The sequence below is a fragment of the Nostoc sp. PCC 9305 genome (assembly GCF_963920915.1).
Taxonomy (GTDB): domain Bacteria; phylum Cyanobacteriota; class Cyanobacteriia; order Cyanobacteriales; family Nostocaceae; genus Nostoc.
The window spans coordinates 36,485-53,984 of the sequence record NZ_CAWUDN010000034.1 but is presented as its reverse complement, the minus strand read 5'-3'; the positions used below and the strand labels follow the sequence as shown (position 1 = coordinate 53,984).

Here is a 17,500-nt window from a genome sequence, read left to right as displayed (position 1 = left end):
TAGAATTTCCAGCGTACAGGTCTTGTACTGTTTGTTAACACAAAATAACGCAGAGTAATCATTAATTCTCTGCGCTACTGTGCAAAAATCTCTACATTGCTTGTGGCGTTTAATTCTGACCAGATGAAATTTAAAATAGACTAAGTATTAGTTGTCCAGATACTTCCGTAATTACTGGGAATAGTTACCTAATATGCTGAATAACTGGGAACGCCGATTAAATTATTTTCACCATTTAGTTCTTCGTGATAATTGCCAGCGATTGAAAACTAGAAGCGTGATCCCAAGGTATAAATAGTCCACAATAAACAATATCATTAGTTTCTTTAGCTCATAATTTATCCCAAAAGGCAGTTTATTTATGGATTTATTAAAAGCTGATTAAGGATTTATGCAAGTTAAAATAAAATTTTAGATCCCCGATTTCTTCAAGAAGTCGGGGGTCTATATTACCACGGTATTTGCGATCGCTCTTGTACAACTTGCTGATATACTAGTTCGGTTTGCTTGGCTAATTTCGGCCAGCTAAATCGTCGCTCTAAATCCTCATAAGCGTTATCCACCAGCCATTGGCGATAACCGGGATTTTTCAACACTTCCAAAATTCCCCAAGCCAAAGAATCGGGATTGTTCACCCAAGTGACAATGCCTGTTTTGGTATGTTGCACTACTTCAGGAAAACCACCAGTATCAGAAACTACTACAGGTACACGAGAAGCGAAGCTTTCTAAAGCTACAATTCCAAAGGGTTCGTAAAGACTCGGAAAAACCGCGCAGTCTGCAACAGTTTGAAATTTATCTAAGTATTCATCGGAGAGAAAACCAGTAAAATAGCAATGATGCCAAATTCCCAAATCCCAGGCTTGGCGCTTGAGATGGTCAGTATTGCCGCCACCAACGATCACAAATTTTACGTTACCTCCCATTTCTGAAAGGATTTTGGGTGCAGCATTGAGTAATATAGGTACACCTTTTTCGTAGGTCATACGACCGAGGTAGTAAACGATTTTCTCTTCGTCTGCGGCAAATTGGCGGCGAAAATCTAGAGCATGAAAATCGATGTGATGCTGTTTCTTTTCGGCTCGGATACCGTTATAAATGACATCAATTTTGTCCCAAGGACTATATAGCGCTCGTTCTACTTCTTGGCGCATATAGTCGCTACAAACAATAATCCGCCACGCATTGTAAGCTAACAAGGTTTCTTTGCCATTTATATAACCTTGGATATCTGTGTGAATCCCGTTATATCGTCCGTATTCTGTAGCATGAATTGTGGCAATTAGTGGTATTTTAAAATTATGCTTGAGAGCGATCGCAGCATCTCCCACTAACCAATCATGGGCATGAATTAAATCAAAGGGCCCTTCTTCTAAAATTAACTTACCACCGTGATCTCCCATACTCAAGTTGAGATTCACTACCCAGTGGAAAAAGTCGTTACTATATGCGACTGGCACTCGATGTATGTTTACTCCTTCAACAACCTCATACATCGATGCGTGACCAAACTCCGCTGTAATCAGGTGGATTTCATGTCCTAGCTTTACCAGTTCCGGGTACAACTCCGCCACATGCCGCGCAATTCCCCCAATAATCCTTGGTGGAAACTCCCAACTCAGTACCAGTATCTTCATCTACTAGACTCCCCAACACTTTATAAATATCTAACAAACTACATTTACCTAAAAATACAAGTCTGGCTAATGTAGTGAGTACTTTTACTAAAATTTTTAGATTTTTTAACAGTGATATTGTTAAAGGTTATCAACTGTAGGCTAAGGATAAAAAGCAAGGTATAGTAATAATTCGTAATTAGAACAATTGAGCCTCTCGCAACTCAGGTGTCAAGAAGGAATAACGACGGAAACGGCATGAACTCGATCGCGTCCTTGCTGTTTGGCTACATAAAGTGCTTTGTCCGCTGCATTAATCAAGTCTGACGGCGAAATTTCGGAATTTGGCACAATGCTAACAACGCCTAGACTAACGGTAACACGATCGCTCACGCGAGATTGAGCATGGGGAATGGCTAAGTCGCGCACTGCTTGTCCAATAGTTTGAGCTACATAGATTGCTCCTTGAATCTCTGTATTAGGCAGAATGATAGCAAATTCTTCCCCACCGTAACGAGCGACTAAATCGGCTGGACGCTTAACAATATTTTTGAGGGCACTTGCTAATTGCCGCAAACAATCATCCCCTCCTAAATGACCATAAGTATCATTGTAGAGTTTAAAAAAATCGACATCCAACAAAATTAAAGACAGTGACAGTTGTTCGCGTTTGAGTCGCTGCCACTCAGCTTCCAGATACTCATCGAATCGGCGGCGATTGGCTATTTGAGTCAAGCCATCTAAGGTAGCTAATCTTTGTAATTCTTCATTGGCAGCTTGCACTTGCTGGTAAAGTACTGATTGATGAATAGCGATCGCTACTTGACTTGCCAATTGCTGCAACAAATTCACTTCAAATGCTTGCCAATAACGAGGTGCGGCATACTGGTGAACAATGAGTAAACCCCACAGATGCTCCCCATTCAAAATCGGTACTATTACAGCAGCCTTAATTTGATAGAGTTGTAATAACTCAAAAAGATCGGCTGAAAAATCAGACTCCTGAATATCATGGAAGACTTTAGGTAATCCCTGGTAATAGTAGCTAAAATCTTGGTTGAGCGAAAATGGGTGCATTGTCAGTTCTAATCTCTGAGGATAGTTATCACTCAGTGATTCCGCCGCAAAATTGCCACTTCCGTCAGATTCTAACTGGTAGATAGCTACGGAATCTGAACCCAAACATTGGCGAATACTATTGACTGTTGTATTCAGAACCTCCTCCAAATTCAGTGATTGTCGAATCTGTTGAGTTACTTCAGTAATTAGCCGTTCTCCCTCTGCTTGCTGTCGCAACATCACTTCAGCTTCTTTACGAGTATTAATATCTTCTACCGACCCAAGAATCTGTGTTGGAGTGCCGTTAGCATCTCTGGCAAATACGACTTCTCGTGTATTTAGCCAACGCCATTCTCCATTTTTGTGTCGGAATCGGTATTCAGTGGAAAGTACTTCATTATCTTTCAGGTTGACAAAGCGATTCGGTATGTCATTGCAGAGGTGTTGGTCGTCTGGATGAAAGCAATTCATGAACCACTGCGGATCTGCGTTACAAAATTCCTCTGGAGAATAACCTAAAATAGTTACACTTTTCTCGTTAAGATAAACACTTGTGCCTTTTAAGAGGTCAAACAGATACAAAATATGCGGTACGGTATTAGCTACCTTTTGTAGAAAGTCTTGACTGGAGCGTAATGCTTCTTCAGCTTTGTGGCGTTCCTGAAGTGCGACTTTATATCCAGTAATATCTCGTCCCTCTGAGATTAGTAGTGTCACGCGCCCAGTTTCATCAAGTATGGGGCGCAGTGAGAAATCAATCGCGATCGCTTGACCATCTCGACCTACAATGTCAATTTCATAGCGAATAGATTCACCATTAGCAGCAGATGCGATCGCAGTTTTTAATTGCTCTTGAGTATTTAGAGAAATTGTCCACCACTTTGCTTCCCAAAAAGGCTTGCCGACTACTTCTTCGCGATTTATCCCAGCAAAGTCTAGTGCTGTTTGGTTGACTTCTAATACTATTCCATTCGGCTGAAGCAATCCCATAAACTGAATGGTTTGATTGAAGATCGCCCGGAATTTTTGCTCGTTTTCACTTAAAGCTTGTTCTACCAGTTTGCGGTCAGTTATATCTCGTCCAACAGATTGAAGTTCTACAATCGCACCTCGGTCATCAAATATCCCTCGAACAATCCACTGCGTCCACCGCACCCCTTGGCAAGCTACGACACGATTTTCAATGGTGATAACAGGATTTTCTAAGCTGATAGAATTTACCAGACTAAACACACGTTCTTGGTCTTCTTCAAACACAACAGGTTTGTAGTGCTGACCGATAATTTTGTCTCGCTCCAGTCCAAAAAATCGACAGTAAGCTTCATTAACAAAGGTAAAAGTGCCATCTGGCAAGCCTCTAGCAATCAGTTCCGTTTGGTCTTCGAGGATGGCACGAGAACGCGCTTCGCTTTCTTGCAGTGCGGCTTCTGCTTGTTTGCGATCGCTAATATCAAACACTAAACCCTGAAGTACCTGAGTTTCTCCATCGATACCGAGAACGAGATTGGCTTGATCCCGTACCCAAATTATTCTGCCATCGCGCCTAATCATCCGATATTCGACACTGAAAGGCTCTCCCGTGTCAATTGTAGTGTTTACAGCTTGCCAAACGCGATCGCGATCTTCTGGATGAGTGTAATCTAACCAACTATTAAAGAAACCAAAATTCCAGTCTTCAGGGGCAATGCCTAATAATTGTTGCAGTTGTGGACTAATATAAGCTTCTTTTGTAGTGTCATTAATCGGTGAGACATAAACAACGCCGGGAATTTGTTCTACGAGAGTACGATATTTTTGCTCTGCCTCAGAGAGTTGTTCTTGGGGCTGCTTGCGGCTCATGACGTTTTGAATTTCTACAATAAATTATCATTTTTTCTGCTAGAAATCCCGCACTAGAGGCACACTCAAGGATTGTTTAACCTGCCAGCAGCAGCCTGGAACTCATTTGAGGCTGCTGTTGACAGCCTTTGTAATTAAAATTGACGAATGTTGAAGAAGAATTCAGAATAAAAAATTTTGGTGGGGGACTGAAAATAGTAGATTCAGACACTTTTGCTAGCTTGCTGCTTTGCAGGAGTATGCGGACTCGCTTTGCGTAGCGATATCCGCCACTCGGACTCAAATTCATTCTGACTCCTGACTCCTGACTCCTGAATTCTATTAGTTTTGATCCAAGCGCAGTACTGCCATAAAGGCTTCCTGCGGTACATCTACAGTACCTACAGATTTCATTCGCTTTTTACCTTTTGCTTGCTTCTGCAAAAGTTTTTTCTTCCGACTGATGTCACCACCGTAGCATTTTGCTAGCACATCTTTCCGTAAAGCGGGGATATGTTCGCTGGCAATAACTTTACTGCCAATAGATGCCTGAATTGGCACTTTGAATTGATGGCGGGGAATTAGTTCCTTGAGTTTTTCTGCCATTGCCCGCCCGACGTTGTAAGCTTTATCCCGATGCACAATCATCGCCAAGGAATCCACAGGATCGCCGTTAATCATGATATCCAGCTTCACCAAAGGATTTTCACGGTAGCCAATAATGTGATATTCCATACTGGCGTAACCGCGCGATCGCGATTTCATCTGGTCAAAAAAGTCAGTCACAACTTCCGCCAAGGGTAGCTCGTATGTAAGTGTGGTTCGTCCTTGGGCGAGATATTTCATATCTTTGAAGATGCCCCGGCGATTTTGTGACAACTCCATCAAGCTGCCGACATAAGTTTCCGGCGTAATCATCTCTACTTGGACGTAGGGTTCTTCAATTCTTTCGCGATCGTTGGGAGAAGGTAAACGGCTAGGATTATCGATGTACAGTTCCTCACCTTTTAAGGTAATCACCTTATAAACCACCGAGGGGGCTGTAATGATTAAATCTAGGTTATACTCTCGCTCTAGACGTTCTTGGACAATTTCCATGTGCAGCAAACCCAAGAACCCGCAACGGAAGCCAAACCCCATTGCGCTCGAAGTTTCCGGTTCATAATGTAGCGCTGCGTCGTTGAGTTCCAGCTTTTCCAAAGCTTCCCGCAAATCTTCAAATTGATCGGCATCAATGGGGAACATCCCACAAAAAACCATTGGGTTTGCTTCTGCGTAGCCTGGTAAGGGAGACTCCGCTTTCGCCTTACTCAGGGTAATTGTGTCTCCTACCCGTGCATCAGCTACAGCTTTAATTGCCGCTCCCAAATAGCCTACTTCCCCAGCGTGTAGTTCATCGACTTGCTTTTGAGTCGGAGAAAGGACACCTAACTCATCAATTTCAAATTCTTTACCCGATGCCATTAAATGGATGCGATCGCCTTTTTTCACAGTGCCATCCATCACCCGGAAATAGACAATTACTCCCCGGTAACTGTCATAATAACTATCAAAAATTAACGCTCGTAAGCGTTCATTTATGGTATTGGGTGGTGGCGGTATCCGCTCGACAACTGCTTCTAAAATCTCATTAATACCAATTCCCTCTTTAGCAGAAGCCAGAATTGCCCCACTGCAATCTAGACCGATAATTTCTTCAATTTCGCCAATTACCCGTTCTGGTTCAGCCCCCGGCAAATCAATTTTATTCAAAACTGGAATAATTTCCAGGTTACTTTCTAACGCTAAATATACATTTGCCAAAGTTTGCGCTTCCACACCTTGGGACGCATCTACTACCAATAGCGCTCCTTCGCAAGCAACAAGAGAGCGGGAGACTTCATAAGAGAAATCCACATGTCCCGGAGTGTCAATTAAGTTCAGCACATACTGCTGACCATCCTTAGCTGTGTAGTTCATCCGGGCAGCTTGCAGCTTAATCGTAATGCCGCGCTCCCGTTCCAAATCCATATTGTCGAGGAACTGTTCCTTCATCTGTCGGTCTTCAACAGTGCCAGTAGCTTGTAGCAAGCGATCGGCGAGGGTTGATTTCCCGTGGTCGATGTGAGCAATAATACAAAAATTGCGAATGCGAACTGCGGGAACGTCAGTCATATACTATCTTTGCCTTAGCAGCAACCAAAGTTAAAAGGGCAATTTACTTAATGTATTTTAATGCTTTCTTAGCCAAGACGCTCTGCTTTTAGTGCTGAGTTAGGAGTTAGGAGTTACGAGTTAGGAGTTACGAGTTAGAAGTTAGGAGTTAGGAGTTAGGAGTTAAGAGTTAGGGGTTATTATTCTTCCCCTGCTCCCCTGCCCCTCTGCTCCCGGTTCCTCTTCACCCCATCTTTAACTTTCGATCTAAATAGGTGGACATTTAAGAATATTATGAAAGTCTATTTGTCGCTGCTAGTATTCAACAGCTAGGAGCGTACAATAAATGTAAATAAGTACATGTAGGGATCGTGTAGGGATCGTGGGCAATTGCGACTGGTAATTGCCCATAATCGCTGGTTTATCGGCAAAACTTCTAGAGCCATTGTCTAGTCAGTTATATGAAAAATGCGATTTAAAACTTAAAGCTGTTACTTTGGTGCTATTTCAGGGAAGTATTTAACTGTGCCCTTGAAAATTTTTCAGCGAATTAGCCCAAATAATGAATATAACTACTTTACAAAGCTTTAGACAAAACCAATTCAAAGAATTCAGAGTATATAAACCTATGAATATGAGAGAGAAAACTACCAAAGCGGAAAATACACCAGCCGATAAGGTAGAAATTGCTGTCCGCCTAGACTCCGAGTTACTAGAGCAAATTCAGCATCTCACAAATGACCCAAGTAAAGTAATTGAAGTAGCGATTCGCCAGTGGTTACGGGGTGAAATCCTCAGAGATGACGAACTAACGCGCACGCCTGTGCGTACTCCTGTTCCTCCTCGCGGTGAATGGAACGATTGACGCCATTATTTAACTGTCAATGCAAGTTAAAAAAAGTAAAGTTTGCCAATCTAGTTTTCAGAACACCAAAAAATACCCCATCAAACCCAAAAAAGCTGTAAAAATTTATGTATAAATTTCAGCGGCTTTAGTAAAATTACGGTCGGATACCCTTTGTCTATCCAACTCAATTAATGACTATTACTGCCAATTCCCAATTGTCGAATGTATTTTCCCAAAATCTGGAATCTATTACCAGTAAGACTGATGGCTCATTACCAACTCTAGGAGCCGAGTTGGTTTATACGCAAGATGGGGCAGGGCGCTATCTGACCTTTTGTTGGCAGTACAGCGAACTCCTGGGGTTAAATACTGAAAAAATAGTTGACGATCTGAACCAGACTCAAACCTTTGTTCCGGTGGATAAGGTTACTTATTTGGAACGATTGCACCGAATTTTGACAAATTTGGTGCCAGAAAGGTTTCAATGTTGGTTTAGCTATCAGAAGGAATTATTTGAGTTGGACTTAGTGATTAGTCCGATTATGCCGAGTTTGGGAACTACTGCTACTACCGTTTTAGTGATGGGACGCTTAGTACAAGCGACACTCAACAAAAAACAAGCGCGCGTGGCATCAAAAACGCCCACACAAATAGAGTTAGCTTTACGTTCGCAGCAACATCAAAAATTGGTAAATCGCATTACCAGAAATATTCGCCGGACATTGGATTTAGATATTATTTGGCAGCAAACAGTTGATAGTTTGGGGAAAGCACTGCGGCTAGAACGCTGCATTATTTGTCCTTATCAGCCCTCAAGCCCAAAAGTGCAGGTGAAAGCTGAGTATCGCCAGTCAGAACTCAAATCAATGCTTGGCTTAGATATAGATATAGCTTCTGAGCCTGCCTTTGCTCAAGCCTTGGCAACTCTAGAACCAGTCATGATGGAAGTGCCTGGATATAAAGAGTCTGGGCGGCAGAAAACTTTAGTAGTTGCGACTTGCTATCAAGATCAAGCTAATGGATTGGTTGCCTTAAATTGGCAGGATGAATGCTATACATTAACAGAATCAGAATTAGAACTGGCAAAAGAAGCAGCAGATCAATTGGGAACTGCGATCGCACATGCTACTTTATATGAAGAATTAGAAGTAGCGCGTCAGAAAGCCGAAGAAGCTTCCCGCCTCAAAAGCGAGTTTCTGGCTAATGTATCCCATGAAATTCGTACCCCCCTCAACGGTATGATTGGCTTTTTGAAGCTGATTCTAGAAGGTATGGCTGACGATCCAGAAGAACAAAACCAGTTTTTAGCAGAAGCTCATCACTTATCGATACATTTGCTGAATATCATCAACGACATTTTGGACATTGCCAAAATCGAAGCTGGTAAAATGGAGCTAGCTTACGCTCCAGTCAAGCTAGATGAGCTATTCAGTCATGTAGAAGGTTTCATGCGTCCCCAGGCACAAATGAAAAACCTCAGCTTTCGGATGCAAATGCCTGCTACCTCTGATGAAATCATTGTCCAAAGTAACTATCAACGGTTGCTACAAGTGATGCTTAATTTGGTGAACAATGCCATCAAGTTCACCCATGAAGGCGGCGTTACTGTCAGCGCCGATTTAGTACTCAAAAAGGCGAACTTTCAAGATCAGCAATTTCCTGGCATGGTGAGAGTACGTGTGGCAGACACCGGCATCGGTGTTTCTTTAGACAAACAAGATAAGCTTTTTCAATTATTCTCTCAGGTGGATGGCTCCCGCACTCGCCAGTATGGTGGCACAGGTTTGGGACTGGTAATATCGCAGAAGTTAGTGGAGGCTATGGGCGGCGAGGTACATTTTTATAGTTTGGGCGAAGGACTTGGCTCAACAGTGACATTCACCGTGCCACTATATCAACAACCAGTCATGGTTTCGTCTAATGATAGCGACTCAACAAGTAGTGCTGAGTGCTGTTAGCGGGGCGTTTAGCCCGTGCTAAGTTTGGATACCTGGAAATACTGGGTTTTGAGTTTTAAACTTTAAAGTTTTTTAGTAATTAATTATTATTTAATAATCATATTAGGCATGGGGCAAAACAAGTCTAAGTTCTGAGTAAGGAATTTTACTCAGCACTCAGCACTCAACATTCAGCACTCAACATTCAGCACTCAACATTCAGCACTCTTGAGGGGTATTGGCAAAAAATCTTCCTTGTCCTCAACTCCTCGCGTTCTCTTCAGTACTTTAAAAGCTAAAGTAGAGTAGGAGGGCTTGCATGAGAAATTGTTCAGCTAATCTAATATCAAGTTGCTAAAACCAGCAGTGGTTTAGTCAATCGATTTAACAAAGCTGGAAAATAAAACTTTGGATAATGGTTAATGAGTAAGGGTGCATTGGTTACAGGGATCGTTATTATTCAATGCCCCATGACGGCAGTTGCTCCACTTGGGGAAACCCCAAAACCTCACTGCCTCCCCCATTCCCCGTGCCCATCCCTAACTTAGCAGGTCTAAACTATGGAACTTACAATTGACAACGTTGAAACAGTCTTAGATGAAATGCGCCCTTATCTTATGTCTGATGGCGGCAACGTGGAACTCGTAGAACTCGATGGCCCCGTTGTAAAACTGCGGCTGCAAGGTGCTTGTGGTTCTTGTCCCAGTTCTGCAATGACCCTGAGAATGGGTATTGAGCGCCGCCTTAAGGAAATGATTCCCGAAATTGCAGAAATTGAGCAAGTGGTGTAAAAGTTAGGAGTTAGGAGTTAGGAGTTATGAGTTTTCAATTAACTCCTAACTCCTCATTCTTAACTCCTAACTATTTCTATGTCCCATCCTCTCTATATTGCTTTTGTCTGGCATCAACATCAGCCGCTGTACAAATCCCCTGGCAGCGGCGTTTCGCTATCTCCAAGTCAGCAGTACCGTCTTCCTTGGGTACGTTTGCATGGCACTAAAGATTATTTGGATTTGGTATTGCTTTTAGAGCGATATCCTAAGTTACACCAAACGGTGAATTTAGTTCCATCGCTAATATTGCAACTCGAAGATTATATTGCTGGCACTGCTTTTGACCCTTACCTCACAGCAAGCTTGACACCGAATGAGCAACTCACCCAGCAACAGCGCGAATTTATTATCCAACACTTTTTCGATGCCAATCACCATACCCTGATCGATCCTCATCCCCGCTATGCCGAGTTGTACCAGCAAAGGCAGGAAAAAGGGCAAGCTTGGTGTTTAGCAAATTGGGAATTGCCAGATTATGGCGATTTGCTAGCTTGGCACAATTTGGCTTGGATCGATCCGCTGTTTTGGGATGACCCAGAAATTGCTGCTTGGTTAAAACAGGGACGGAATTTTACTTTAAGCGATCGCCAGCGCATTTATTCCAAACAGCGAGAAATTCTCAGCCGGATTATCCCCCAACATCGGAAAATGCAGGAGTCGGGGCAGCTAGAAGTTACCACCACGCCTTATACCCACCCGATTTTACCGTTACTCGCTGATACTAATTCTGGTCGGGTAGCTGTGCCCAATATGACATTACCGAAGCAACGCTTTGAGTGGGCAGAAGATATTCCTCGCCACTTGCGGAAAGCTTGGGACTTTTATAAAGACCGCTTTGGACAGATACCTCGTGGTTTGTGGCCTTCGGAACAATCAGTAAGTCCGGCGGTACTTCCGCATATTATTAACCAAGGTTTTAAGTGGATATGCTCAGATGAAGCCGTCTTAGGATGGACGCTGAAACACTTTTTTCATCGCGATGGGGCAGGAAATGTGGAGCAACCAGAATTGTTGTATCGACCCTATCGCCTGCAAACCGCCGAGGGTGACTTGTCAATTGTGTTTCGCGACCACAGATTATCAGATTTAATTGGTTTTACTTATGGTGCAATGCCAGCAAAAAAGGCAGCAGCCGATTTAGTAGGACATTTGCAAGCGATCGCTAAAATGCAAAGAGATAGTCATAGCGAACAACCTTGGCTAGTTACCATCGCCTTAGATGGGGAGAATTGCTGGGAATTTTATCCCCAAGATGGCAAACCCTTCTTAGAAGCTTTATATCAAAGTTTGAGCGATGAACCCCGCCTCAAACTCGTCACTGTCTCCGAATTTTTGGAAGAATTTCCAGCCACAGCCACCATCCCCGGAGGGCAACTACATAGTGGTTCTTGGGTAGATGGCAGTTTCACCACTTGGATCGGCGATCCCGTCAAAAATCGTGCTTGGGATTATTTGACAGAAGCCAGAAAAATGCTCGCAAGTCATCCCGAAGCGACAGAAGAAAACAATCCTGAAGCATGGGAAGCATTGTATGCCGCAGAGGGTTCCGACTGGTTCTGGTGGTTTGGTGCAGGACACTCCTCAAATCAGGATGCCATTTTTGATCGGTTGTTTCGAGAACATCTGTTTGGTATTTACAAGGCTTTAAATGAACCTGTACCGCCCTATCTCAAGCAACCGCTGGAAATCCACGAAGCACAGGGAAGTCACACCCCACAAGGCTTTATTCACCCCGTCATTGATGGTAAGGGTGACGAACAAGATTGGGACAAAGCTGGACGCATAGAAATCGGTGGGGCGCGGGGGACGATGCATAACAGCAGTGTTATCCAGCGACTTTGGTATGGGGTGGATCACTTAAATTTCTATTTGCGGTTGGACTTTAAAGGTGGCGTTGCACCAGGACGGGGTTTTCCAGCAGAGTTAAATTTGCTGTGGTTCTATCCAGAAAAAACAATGGTTAACAGCCCAATTCCCTTGGCAGATGTACCAGATGCAGCCCCACTTAATTACCATTTCCACCATCTTCTGGAAGTTAACTTGCTGACGCAATCGATTCAATTTCGAGAAGCTGGAGACAATTATCAATGGCATCCCCGTTTCAGCCGCGCTCAAGTAGCAATAAATAATTGTTTAGAGTTGGCAGTACCGTGGGCAGATTTGCAAGTTCCGCCAGATTATCCCCTACGCCTGATTTTGGTGCTTGCAGATGAAGGGCGTTTTTCCAACTATTTGCCAGAAAATGCTTTGATTCCGATTGAAGTGCCTTAGAACTCAATACCCTTGGTTTTACGAAATATCTATTAGGGGCATACAGATGTACGCCCCTAAAGTCGATTTATTTGGAAATCATATTTAATTTTTATAGTTCTAAATCTAAATAATCGAGCAGTATTGGGATGCGATCGTCGGTGGAAGATAAGCAATAATCGAGTAACATCCAGATTCAGGAGTTGGTGCATGACCGATGACGCAGACGACACAGCGAACAGACACTTCAGTTCAGATGCTAACAAACTCAAAGACAAAGCTTCTCGAAATCAAGTGATCACGGCTCCATTACCAGACCCGATTGCAAAAAATATTGAAGCGATTATTTCACTTCATGCCCAGGAAGTTCGAGATATTCCCCTGCACCAGAGGATACTAGAAGCGATCGCTACATTCTTTGGGCGATCGATATTTCTGTATAGTTTGCTAGTCATACTGGCTATCTGGATTTTTAGCAGTTTTTTCGATCGCTTTTTGCCATTCAATCTGCCCTCGTTTAGCTGGTCAGGTCAAGGCTTAGACGCAGCGTCATTGGTGATCTCAACCGGAGTACTGGTACGACAAACTCGCCAAGAAAACTTTGCCGAACAGCGGGCGCAATTGATGCTACAGCTTAACCTGCTCTCCGAGCAAAAAATTGCCAAGATTATTGCTCTATTAGAAGAACTCCGTACTGATTTGCCTGATGTGATAAATCGGCATGATTCGGAAGCGAAATCAATGCAGGAACCGGCTGACCCGATCGCAGTATTGTCAGCACTCCAGAAAAACCTGGCTGAAGAACTGTCAGCCACAGAAGAAAACAATATGAGTTGATCCCAGTTTTTAGTAGACTTTTGTTTCTATTGAAAGACAAAAAATAAAACTTAATGTAGAGTCTTTGTGTCGGAAATCACAATTCATCGTATATTTAACCAGAGGGATAGATATGGCTCAACTGAATGGTGTAATGATGCAGTACTTCCATTGGTATATCCCTCCAGATGGCAATCTTTGGAATGAATTTAAAGATAAAGTCAAAGAGTTAGCTGATGCAGGTGTTACATCTGTTTGGCTACCCCCAGCTTACAAAGGAACAGGGGGTGGCTACGATGTCGGCTATGGAGTCTATGATATATACGATCTAGGCGAGTTTGACCAGAAAGGCTCGGTTCGGACAAAGTACGGCACAAAAGACGAGTATATCGCTGCTGTGAAGGCGGCAAAAGCTGCTGGCATTCGAGTATATGCTGATGTTGTCCTTAACCACAAGTTAGGTGCAGACCAAGAAGAAGAGGTAGAAGCAACGCCCTATAGTCCAGACGATCGCAACCAGCCCATCGGTGAGATGCAAACAATTAAAGTATGGACTCACTTTACCTTTCCAGGTCGGCAGGGCAAATACTCTGATATGGAATGGCACTGGTGGCACTTCGACGCGGTTGATTACAACGTTTACAACGAAGGTGAGAACGCAGTTTATCTGTTCAAAGATAAAAAATTTGACGATAACGTCGATCTGGAAAAAGGCGCTTTCGACTATCTCATGGGATGCGACCTGGATATGGAAAGTCCAGAAGTTCGCGAGGCGTTGAACGACTGGGGTGAGTGGTTTGTAGAAACTACTGATATAGATGGCTTTCGTTTTGATGCGGTTAAACACGTTAGAGCTGGCTTTTTCCCAGAATGGCTGCAACACTGTCGACACAAGGCAGGTCGCGATCTTTTTGCCGTCGGTGAGTATTGGTCTTATGAAGTTGAAGCGCTGCACCATTTCATTAGCGTCACCGGTGGCGATGTGTTGCTGTTTGATGCGCCATTGCACTATAACTTTAGCGCTGCCAGCAAACAAGGCAATGACTACGATATGCGGCAGATATTTGATAACACCTTGGTGCAACAGCAACCTGCTTTAGCCGTCACCTTAGTTGACAACCATGATTCTCAACCTTTGCAGTCGTTGGAATCTGTAGTGGAAGGCTGGTTTAAACCGTTGGCTTATGCGTTGATTCTACTGCGAAGTGATGGTTATCCCTGTATCTTCTATGCGGATTACTATGGTGCTAATTACAAGGATACGGGCAGCGATGGCAATGAGCATGAGATTTGGCTCGATAGTCATAAATGGATAATTGATAAATTTTTGCACGCTCGTCAAACCTATGCCTATGGCGACCAATACGATTACTTCGATCACGCCAATACAATTGCCTGGACACGCTTAGGAGATGAAGAACATCCTGGCGGTATGGCAGTTGTTCTGAGTAATGGAGGAGAAGGGACTAAGTGGATGGAAGTTGGGCAACCCAACAGCACTTACATTGATATTACTGAACATATCAGCGAACCTGTGACAACGAATGATGAGGGCTGGGCTGATTTTCGATGCGATGCTGGTTCTGTTTCTGTGTGGGTTCCAAAGTCTTAGTCGAGGTTTTAGTAGCATTTATAAGAAGAATTCAGAACTCAGGAGTCAGAATTCAGTATGAATTCTGTACGAGTGGGTATAGCGCAGCGTTAGCGAGTCTGCGATAGCGAGTATTTTCGAGTCGCGTCTAAATAATCGGCGTTTAAGACCCCCACAAAACTAGAATTTTTGGTGAAGTCGCTGGTACCAATCCCCGACTGATAGCGTAGCGGTAGCGTTCGCGCAACGTCTCGTAGAGAGGAACGAGCGTCTTGATTCTGACTCCTGTTAGCGATAGCGGGGCGTTTAGCCCATTCTGACTTCTGAATTCTTCTTCAAAAAGCAATTGAACATTGCCTAAAAAGATTCAATTTAGGCAATGTTTAGTCTAAATTTCAGATATGCTTCTTACTGAACCTGACTATTTGTAGAACTATGGTTCAAACTATATATTTAGAATTAGGTCTGAAAACGGAGAGGGGGGGATTCGAACCCCCGTTAAGTTTCCCTAAACAGACTTTCCAGGTCTGCGCCTTAAACCGCTCGGCCACCTCTCCAGGTGTCACAAGTTACGATCATACTATAGAATCCTAGAAAATGCAAAGATAAAGAAAGATATTCTAGATTGAATCTGATAGTCCTAATCCCAAAACGCAAATCCAGATGTCCCGTACATACACAATTAAAGTTCGCGATCGCGCCACTGACAAAACATACACCCTAGAAGTGCCAGAAGACCGCTACATCCTGCACACTGGCGAAAAACAAGGGGTAGAACTACCGTTTTCTTGCCGTAACGGGGCTTGCACCGCTTGTGCTGTAAGAGTGTTGTCAGGAGAAATTTACCAACCAGAGGCGATCGGCTTGTCGCCAGATTTACGTCGCCAAGGTTATGCCTTGTTGTGTGTGAGTTATCCCCGTTCTGACTTAGAAGTGGAGACACAAGACGAAGATGAAGTCTACGAACTCCAGTTTGGACGCTATTTTGCTAGGGGAAGAATTAAAGCGGGTTTACCCTTAGATGAGGAATGAAGAAGAATTCAGGAGTCAGAATTCAGAATTCAGAATTCTGTCTCGATAAACAATTCAAAATCACCGAATTTCTGATGCCTATAAATTTTGGTGACTGGGTGCGAAAAATAGCTATTTTGGCTTGCTTATTGCTCTTGGTGAGTTGCCAAGCTAAAAACCAACTGCCAAACAATGAAGCCCAGGTGAAAGTAGCACGGGTAGTTAGTGGGCAAAGCTTGGAAGTGTTAGGCATGGCTGAACAACCAAATTTGATTTCCCAAGTGCGGTTAGTGGGTGTTGATGCACCAGATTTGCGACAGCGCCCTTGGGGAGAAGCAGCAAAAGAACAGTTAGAGAATCTAATTGGTGGTGTAGAACAATCGGTAACGCTGGAGTTTGATTTAGAAGCAAAAGACAAAATCGGGCGAACTCTAGCTTATGTGTGGAAAAATAAGGTGTTATTGAATGAAGAATTAGTTAAACAAGGGAATGCGATGTTTGTGGGGCGATCGCCTAACCACAAATACGACCTGCGTTTAGAACGTGCCCAACAATGGGCGAGACTTATGGGGCAAGGAATCTGGAACCCAGAAAAGCCCATGCGCCTCACTCCCGCTGAGTTTCGCCGCCAAAATCTTTAATTAGTGCTGTTAGCGGAAGCGGGGCGTTTAGCCCGTACTGAGGGGGAGAGTGAGGAAGTGAAAGAGAAGAATTAATAACGAATGACAAATGACAAATCTACAAATTTTTCTAGATATTGCTACAGAAGCGGCCTTGGCTGCTGGTGCGATTTTGCAAGGTTACTTGGGTAAGTTAGAAGACGCAATTATTGAAAAGGGACGCCCTGGTGATTTAGTCACGGCTGCTGATAAAGCCTCAGAGGAGTTGATTTTAGAAATTTTGCGTCGTCACTTTCCCCAGCACTCGATCCTCGCTGAAGAGTCAGGGAAATTAGGCGATCAAGAAAATGAATACCTCTGGGCAATAGATCCTTTAGATGGCACAACTAACTACGCTCATCAATACCCATTTTTCGCCGTTTCCATCGGGCTGTTAATTAATGGTGTTCCCCAAGTTGGTGTAATTTATGACCCATTTCACAATGAGCTATTCCGTGCTGCTGCTGGTTTAGGGGCAACACGTAACCGTCAGCCCATCAAGGTTTCAGCAACATCTGAACTGGGTAAAAGCCTACTAGTAACAGGATTTGCCTACGATCGCCGCGAAACCTCTGATAACAACTACGCAGAATTTAGTCATCTCACCCATCTTACCCAAGGAGTTAGACGTAGCGGTTCGGCATCGCTAGATTTGGCTTATGTTGCCTGTGGACGTGTCGATGGTTACTGGGAACGGGGACTTTCTCCTTGGGATATTGCCGCTGGGATAATTTTGGTACAAGAAGCCGGGGGCAAAATCACCGCCTACGATGGTACTGCTGTCAAAATTGAGTCTGGTAGAATTCTTGCCACAAATAGTTATATTCACGGCTCCCTCAGTAACGAACTTTTACGGGTTCCGCCACTGTCAGCTTGGGTGTAGCAGATGGGGGCTTTCTCTACGACTTTGGGTACACTAAAAGCAATCTA

13 protein-coding genes and 1 tRNA gene are annotated in these 17,500 nt (G+C 43.6%); 9 read left to right on the top strand and 5 right to left on the bottom strand.

Features of this window, described 5'->3' with window-relative positions; all coding sequences use genetic code 11:
- Positions 1-449: 449 nt before the first annotated feature.
- The 4 genes from ACM0OX_RS14955 to lepA all read right to left on the bottom strand — a co-directional run bounded on the left by ACM0OX_RS14955 (position 450) and on the right by lepA (position 6,647).
- Entirely contained in the window at positions 450-1,637 is a 1,188-nt protein-coding gene (locus ACM0OX_RS14955) for a glycosyltransferase family 4 protein (RefSeq protein WP_414515747.1), read from the bottom strand.
- 210 nt (positions 1,638-1,847) lie between these two features.
- Positions 1,848-4,514 carry a PAS domain S-box protein gene (locus tag ACM0OX_RS14950; RefSeq protein WP_414515746.1) on the bottom strand — a complete coding sequence of 889 codons (2,667 nt, stop codon included), beginning with the start codon at positions 4,512-4,514 and terminating at the stop codon, positions 1,848-1,850.
- A gap of 76 nt (positions 4,515-4,590) precedes the next feature.
- Positions 4,591-4,803, bottom strand: coding sequence for a hypothetical protein (locus tag ACM0OX_RS14945; protein WP_414515745.1), 213 nt, complete (start codon positions 4,801-4,803; stop codon positions 4,591-4,593).
- A 32-nt stretch (positions 4,804-4,835) separates the two neighbouring features.
- Positions 4,836-6,647 (bottom strand): translation elongation factor 4, encoded by a 1,812-nt coding sequence (gene lepA, locus ACM0OX_RS14940; RefSeq protein ID WP_334843968.1) that lies wholly within the window; start codon positions 6,645-6,647, stop codon positions 4,836-4,838.
- Positions 6,648-7,254: 607 nt separating this feature from the next.
- On the opposite strand from lepA, the gene ACM0OX_RS14935 reads away from it, so the two are divergent.
- From ACM0OX_RS14935 to ACM0OX_RS14910, 6 genes are all read left to right on the top strand, one after another.
- On the top strand, positions 7,255-7,491 hold the full coding sequence (locus ACM0OX_RS14935; RefSeq protein ID WP_292810106.1) for a hypothetical protein: 237 nt from the start codon (positions 7,255-7,257) through the stop codon (positions 7,489-7,491).
- A gap of 173 nt (positions 7,492-7,664) precedes the next feature.
- Positions 7,665-9,431: a sensor histidine kinase gene (locus ACM0OX_RS14930; RefSeq protein WP_414515743.1), complete on the top strand. Its 1,767-nt coding sequence runs from the start codon at positions 7,665-7,667 to the stop codon at positions 9,429-9,431.
- Positions 9,432-9,970: 539 nt separating this feature from the next.
- On the top strand, positions 9,971-10,201 hold the full coding sequence (locus tag ACM0OX_RS14925) for a NifU family protein (RefSeq protein ID WP_012408256.1): 231 nt from the start codon (positions 9,971-9,973) through the stop codon (positions 10,199-10,201).
- A 78-nt stretch (positions 10,202-10,279) separates the two neighbouring features.
- Entirely contained in the window at positions 10,280-12,514 is a 2,235-nt protein-coding gene (locus tag ACM0OX_RS14920) for a glycoside hydrolase (RefSeq protein ID WP_414515741.1), read from the top strand.
- Positions 12,515-12,703: 189 nt separating this feature from the next.
- A complete protein-coding gene (locus ACM0OX_RS14915) occupies positions 12,704-13,330 on the top strand; it encodes a DUF1003 domain-containing protein (protein WP_414515740.1) in 627 nt (208 codons plus the stop codon).
- A gap of 112 nt (positions 13,331-13,442) precedes the next feature.
- Entirely contained in the window at positions 13,443-14,921 is a 1,479-nt protein-coding gene (locus tag ACM0OX_RS14910) for an alpha-amylase (RefSeq protein WP_414515739.1), read from the top strand.
- A gap of 451 nt (positions 14,922-15,372) precedes the next feature.
- Here ACM0OX_RS14910 and ACM0OX_RS14905 read toward each other — a convergent pair.
- Positions 15,373-15,457: transfer RNA gene (locus ACM0OX_RS14905), tRNA-Ser, on the bottom strand.
- 106 nt (positions 15,458-15,563) lie between these two features.
- Between ACM0OX_RS14905 and ACM0OX_RS14900 the strand changes: the two genes are divergently transcribed.
- From ACM0OX_RS14900 to ACM0OX_RS14890, 3 genes are all read left to right on the top strand, one after another.
- On the top strand, positions 15,564-15,932 hold the full coding sequence (locus ACM0OX_RS14900) for a 2Fe-2S iron-sulfur cluster-binding protein (RefSeq protein ID WP_094353240.1): 369 nt from the start codon (positions 15,564-15,566) through the stop codon (positions 15,930-15,932).
- A gap of 74 nt (positions 15,933-16,006) precedes the next feature.
- The gene (locus tag ACM0OX_RS14895) at positions 16,007-16,552 is read left to right on the top strand and encodes a thermonuclease family protein (protein WP_414515737.1); all 546 of its coding nucleotides are present in this window, start codon (positions 16,007-16,009) and stop codon (positions 16,550-16,552) included.
- Positions 16,553-16,640: 88 nt separating this feature from the next.
- Complete coding sequence (locus tag ACM0OX_RS14890; RefSeq protein ID WP_414515736.1) at positions 16,641-17,453, top strand: inositol monophosphatase family protein; 813 nt, start codon at positions 16,641-16,643, stop codon at positions 17,451-17,453.
- Positions 17,454-17,500 lie beyond the last annotated feature (47 nt).

Bases quoted from the DNA above. Each gene is read 5' to 3' on its own strand.
- ACM0OX_RS14900 (WP_094353240.1), top strand. From the start codon at position 15,564: ATGTCCCGTACATACACAATTAAAGTTCGCGATCGCGCCACTGACAAA.
- ACM0OX_RS14895 (WP_414515737.1), top strand. From the start codon at position 16,007: ATGCCTATAAATTTTGGTGACTGGGTGCGAAAAATAGCTATTTTGGCT.
- lepA (WP_334843968.1), bottom strand. From the start codon at position 6,647: ATGACTGACGTTCCCGCAGTTCGCATTCGCAATTTTTGTATTATTGCT.
- ACM0OX_RS14890 (WP_414515736.1), top strand. From the start codon at position 16,641: ATGACAAATCTACAAATTTTTCTAGATATTGCTACAGAAGCGGCCTTG.
- ACM0OX_RS14950 (WP_414515746.1), bottom strand. From the start codon at position 4,514: ATGAGCCGCAAGCAGCCCCAAGAACAACTCTCTGAGGCAGAGCAAAAA.
- ACM0OX_RS14935 (WP_292810106.1), top strand. From the start codon at position 7,255: ATGAATATGAGAGAGAAAACTACCAAAGCGGAAAATACACCAGCCGAT.
- ACM0OX_RS14930 (WP_414515743.1), top strand. From the start codon at position 7,665: ATGACTATTACTGCCAATTCCCAATTGTCGAATGTATTTTCCCAAAAT.
- ACM0OX_RS14920 (WP_414515741.1), top strand. From the start codon at position 10,280: ATGTCCCATCCTCTCTATATTGCTTTTGTCTGGCATCAACATCAGCCG.
- ACM0OX_RS14955 (WP_414515747.1), bottom strand. From the start codon at position 1,637: ATGAAGATACTGGTACTGAGTTGGGAGTTTCCACCAAGGATTATTGGG.
- ACM0OX_RS14910 (WP_414515739.1), top strand. From the start codon at position 13,443: ATGGCTCAACTGAATGGTGTAATGATGCAGTACTTCCATTGGTATATC.
- ACM0OX_RS14925 (WP_012408256.1), top strand. From the start codon at position 9,971: ATGGAACTTACAATTGACAACGTTGAAACAGTCTTAGATGAAATGCGC.
- ACM0OX_RS14915 (WP_414515740.1), top strand. From the start codon at position 12,704: ATGACCGATGACGCAGACGACACAGCGAACAGACACTTCAGTTCAGAT.
- ACM0OX_RS14945 (WP_414515745.1), bottom strand. From the start codon at position 4,803: ATGAATTTGAGTCCGAGTGGCGGATATCGCTACGCAAAGCGAGTCCGC.